The sequence below is a fragment of the Corynebacterium sp. HMSC11E11 genome, assembly GCF_001807025.1.
GTDB lineage: Bacteria > Actinomycetota > Actinomycetes > Mycobacteriales > Mycobacteriaceae > Corynebacterium > Corynebacterium freneyi.
In genome coordinates this window covers 1-4,590 of record NZ_KV787176.1, presented here as the reverse complement: position 1 = coordinate 4,590, position 4,590 = coordinate 1, and the positions used below count along the sequence as shown (strand labels likewise).

Genomic DNA, 4,590 nt, shown 5'->3' with positions numbered 1-4,590 from the left:
GGGGTGTTGCAATGACCGATAGAACCCAAGAGTCTTCGTGCAATGGAAAAACCCCGCATCAAATGATGACGGGGTCTTCGCGTCGGGTAGGCGGGGCCCGACCTCAGGTCAGGCGCTCGAGTGCCCGGTAGTCGGGATCCGCCCGTCGACCAGGATTGAGCGTGGGCAGCGAATCCGCGTCGACCAGCCCTTCCCCCGTCATGAACAGGTACAGGATCGGATTCCAACCGACGCGGGCGAGTGCGTCCCGCACCACCGTGGACCCCAGGGCCTCGACCAGGGCATCCCGAAGTTGAGGGCCAAAGTGATCCCAGTCCTCTTCCGGCCAGTGGGAGGCCAGATCATTGGTGCCGCCGGTGACTTTATCGAGGCGCCCATTACTGATCTCCTGGCCGGATTCGTCCGGGCTCCACTGAACGTAGAGGTCCTCCGCCGGGGCTTCCGGATCATCGGTCGTTTCGGCGAACACCACACCGAGATAAGGCGCCAGGTAGTCATCGACGGGGCACAGCGCCATTCCCTTGATCCGGCGGCCGTCGAAAGCCTCGCCATGGGCTTCGACCACTTCGGCGATGGCCTCGGCGCACTCCCCGGACAGATCTTCGAAAGGTTTCTCCATGCGCGAAACCTAACACCACCACTGATGCGTCGCCAGACGAGAATCCGGAGCCAATGGACCTGCGGAGATGGGCGGGTTGGACCTTCCCGGCGGAGGCGCGATTCGAGGCATCCGCGGAACACGGCACCGATGCGGCAGGCGCTACCGAACGAAAAAGCCCCTACCGGGCGTACCGCCAGGTAGGGGCTATATTCTGTGCGCCATCAGGGACTCGAACCCCGAACCCGCTGATTAAGAGTCAGCTGCTCTGCCAGTTGAGCTAATGGCGCTTGCGTTGTCGCTCCGGCCCGCTGTGCGCTGGCCTCCGCTGCAACGAGAAGAAATATAACCCTCTTCGCGGCGCTATACAAAATCGCCTGGTCATGGGGTGTTTTCCGGTGGTACTTCGCGGTGGTGTCGAGGATGGGGTTCGGCGACGGGGCGGTAGTGGTCGAGAAGCCCCCCATCCGTGAAATGTGGCTGAATCCATGCCCACATCACATGGGCACCACCTGCGGCGACGAGCCGTTGTCGGATTGTGACCCTAACGGTGGTCGCTTGGCGTGCGTTTTCGGTGCTCAACAGACTAAGTTGACCGGGTACGTGTTTCGCATGCGTTCCCGGGCGGGCACCGACTCGGCCGGGGCGTCGTAAAGCAAACGTGCGGCGAAAGCCGCGGATGACATCAACGAGTGCGTGGAGCGATTGAGGAAAATGGGTGCTGAACTGATTCGGGGCCGACGAATCCGGGCCGTCGTGGCGGCCTTCGGCGTCGCCGCCCTGACGCTGACGGGCTGCACCGTCGGCGACTCGGAGGGGACGGATGGCCCCGGCGCGGTCCAGGAAGACAAGCCGAAGCCGGTGGCCAACGTCAAGGACGGCGCGGACGACTGGTCGGTGCTCGACCCGGTCACCGTGACCATCGACGACGCGAAGCTCGACTCGGTGACCCTGACCAACGACGAAGGCACCGAGGTTGAGGGCGAGCTGTCGGAGGACGGCACGAAGTGGACCTCCACCGAGGAACTCGGCTACTCCCGCACCTACACCATCGAGGCGAAGGCCGGCACGGAGAAGCTGTCCACCTCCTTCCAGACCGTCACCCCGAACAACCAGACCTACGGCTACCTCTACCCGGCGGAGGGCTCCACCGTCGGCGTCGGCCAGACCATCGCCGTGCGTTTCGACGAGCCCATCGCCGACCGCAAGGCCGCCCAGGACGCCATCAAGGTGACCACGGAACCGGCGCAGGAGGGCGCGTTCTACTGGCTCAACAACTCCGAGGTCCGCTGGCGGCCGGCCGAATACTGGGAGCCGGGCACCGAGGTCACGGTCGACGTCGACATCTACGGCAAGGACCTGGGCAACGGCTACTACGGCCAGGAGGACAGCTCCACCAGCTTCACCATCGGCGACAAGGTCATCGCCATCGCCGATGACGCGACGAAGACGATGACCATCGAGCGCAACGGCGTGGTGGAGAACTCCATGCCGATTTCGATGGGCTCGGCCCGCTGGCCCACCCCGAACGGCACGTACCTCATCGGCGAACAGCACACCAGCATGGTCATGGACTCCACCACCTTCGGCCTATCGCTGGACGCCGGCGGCTACCGGACCCCCGTCAACTACGCGACCCAGATGTCCTACTCCGGCATCTACGTCCACGGTGCGCCGTGGTCGGTGTGGGCCCAGGGCTCGCAGAACGTGTCGCACGGCTGCATCAACGTCACCGACGCCAACGCCGCCTGGTTCCAGCAGAACACCAAGCGCGGCGACATCGTCATCGTCCGCAACACCATCGGCGGCACCCTGCCCGGCACCGACGGCCTGGGCGACTGGAACATCCCGTGGGAGACCTGGAAGGCCGGCAACGCCGACGAAACCTCCTCCTGGTAGCTCCGTCGCGTCCCCGTCATCCGACGCACGTGGAAGACCCCGCCCGGCCTGCAGCGGCCGGGCGGGGTTCGTCGTATGTCGGGAAGAGCGCGGAGGGGCGTTCAGAGCATGCCGAGTTCGGTTGCCTTGGCCACGGCGGCGGTGCGCGAACCCACGTCCAGCTTGGTGAAGACGTGCACCAGGTGGGACTTGACGGTCGCCTCGGTCAAGACGAGCTTTCCGGCAATGTCCTTGTTGGACAGACCGTCGGCGACCAGGCGCAGCACCTCGGTCTCGCGGGCGGTGAGGGAGCGGCCCGGGTCACGCAGACGCCCCATCAGGCGCGTGGCGACGTCACCGGACAACACGGTTTCGCCGCGGGCGGCGGAGCGGACGCCGTCGACGAGCTGCGTCGGGTCGGAGTCCTTGAGCAGGTAGCCGACCGCGCCGGCGGACACGGCGCCGAGGATGTCGGCGTCGGAGGAGTAGTTGGTCACCACCAGCACCTGCGGCGGGTCGGGCAGCGCACGGATGCGGGCGGTGGCGTCGACCCCGCCCGCCTGACCATGGGCGCCCGGGCCTTCGCCGAAACGCAAATCCATGAGCACCAGGTCGAAGGGGCGACCGGCGTCGTGGGCGTCGGCGACGGCCCGCACGGCCTCGTCGGGCGTGGCGGCCTCGGCGGCCACGGTGATCCCGCCGTCGGTTTCGAGCACCGCGCGCAGCCCCGCGCGAACCACGGGGTGATCGTCGGCGAGCAGGACGGTGATCATCGGGGCTCCTTGGACTCGGGGTCGGTCGGGGAATCGGGGATATCTGCGTCGGCCGAATCGGCGATCACGGCGTCGGCGGCCGAGGGGTCGGATGCGGGGAGGTGGGCGTCGTCAAGCGGGACGTGCACCGACACCCCGCAGCCGGAACCCGGCGCGGACTCGATGGACACCGTCCCGCCGAGGGCGGCGATGCGCCGACGCACGCCCACGATGCCCACCGCCCCGGACGGTGGCGCGGCGGCCGGATCGAAGCCGACGCCATCGTCGACGACGTCGAGGGACACGGAATCGGGCTGGTAGGTCAGGGTCACGGCGCACCGGTCGGCATGGGCGTGGCGGGCGACGTTGGCGATGCTGGCCTGGGCGATGCGGACCAACGCCGCCTCCACCTCCGCCGGCAGCGGGCGCGGATCGCCGTCGACGCTGAAGTGCGCGGGGGAACCGTCGGCGGTGGCCGGGGTGGCGGCGCAGACCCGGGCGAGCGCCACCGGCAGGTCCGCCCCGCTGAGCGCGCCGGGCTGCAGGGCGGCGATGATGCGACGGGTTTCCCTGAGATTGTCGGCGGCGACGTCGCGGGCCATGCGGATCTGTCCGATGGTGCGTTCGGTCGACGCCGACCGCTCGGCATCGGTTCGCGCGTCATCGCCGACGACGCGGGCCGACGCCTCCGCCGAATGCAGCAGCAGCTGAATGGAGGACAGGCCCTGGGCGACGGTGTCGTGGATGTCGGCGGCCAGACGGGCGCGTTCGTCCAGTTCGCCGGCCCGGCGCGACATTTCGGCGATGTCGGCGCGGGCGGCGAGCAGTTCGTCGATGGCCTCGGCGCGGGTGGTGGCCTCCTGCAGCAGCATGCGGAAACCCAGGCCCACCATCAGCGCCACTGCGGCGCCGAGGATGGGGCCGGCGACGCCGCCGACGCTCCACCCGCCGTGCCAGGCGATGATGCCGATGGCCAGCGCCGTGATGACGCCGACCATCGCCACCGCGTACCAGCCGACGGCGGCCTGCAGCACCAGGAAGAAGAGGGGAAACGCCAGCCACACCCCGTCGGGCGACGTCCACGCCAGCCCGGCGAAACAGGCGATGACGGCGGGCGGCCACCACGGCGGCTCGTCGTCGGGCTGCATGCGGCCGATGGCGTAGACGATGGCGAAGATGACGAGCCACAGCCACGTCGCCGGCGACAGGTGCCCCGATTCGGCGGTGGCGATGCCGCGCAGCGCGACGAACATGAGCAGCACGGCGACCAGCAGGTCCAGGCACACCCGCAGCCACCGCCAGATCCGGCCGAGCGCCGCGGGGTCGGTCGCGGCGGCGCCGGCGGCGGGACCCGGGCGGGCG

Annotated in this window: 4 protein-coding genes and 1 tRNA gene; 1 reads left to right on the top strand and 4 read right to left on the bottom strand. The window is 68.6% G+C overall.

Annotation, left to right across the window (positions count from 1 at the left end; all coding sequences use genetic code 11):
• Nucleotides 1-103 precede the first annotated feature (103 nt).
• Together HMPREF3121_RS11750 and HMPREF3121_RS11745 are read right to left on the bottom strand one after the other, a co-directional pair.
• The gene (locus tag HMPREF3121_RS11750; RefSeq protein WP_070523793.1) at nt 104-619 is read right to left on the bottom strand and encodes a hypothetical protein; all 516 of its coding nucleotides are present in this window, start codon (nt 617-619) and stop codon (nt 104-106) included.
• Between the two features lie 196 nt (nt 620-815).
• A tRNA-Lys gene (locus HMPREF3121_RS11745) sits at nt 816-888 on the bottom strand.
• Nucleotides 889-1,312: 424 nt separating this feature from the next.
• Between HMPREF3121_RS11745 and HMPREF3121_RS11740 the strand changes: the two genes are divergently transcribed.
• A complete protein-coding gene (locus tag HMPREF3121_RS11740; RefSeq protein WP_083291732.1) occupies nt 1,313-2,497 on the top strand; it encodes a L,D-transpeptidase in 1,185 nt (394 codons plus the stop codon).
• A 101-nt stretch (nt 2,498-2,598) separates the two neighbouring features.
• Here HMPREF3121_RS11740 and HMPREF3121_RS11735 read toward each other — a convergent pair whose 3' ends face one another.
• Together HMPREF3121_RS11735 and HMPREF3121_RS11730 are read right to left on the bottom strand one after the other, a co-directional pair.
• On the bottom strand, nt 2,599-3,249 hold the full coding sequence (locus tag HMPREF3121_RS11735) for a response regulator (RefSeq protein ID WP_070523790.1): 651 nt from the start codon (nt 3,247-3,249) through the stop codon (nt 2,599-2,601).
• A partial coding sequence (locus tag HMPREF3121_RS11730; RefSeq protein ID WP_070523787.1) for a sensor histidine kinase occupies nt 3,246-4,590 on the bottom strand: 1,345 nt, incomplete at its 5' end. The genes HMPREF3121_RS11730 and HMPREF3121_RS11735, both read right to left, overlap by 4 nt.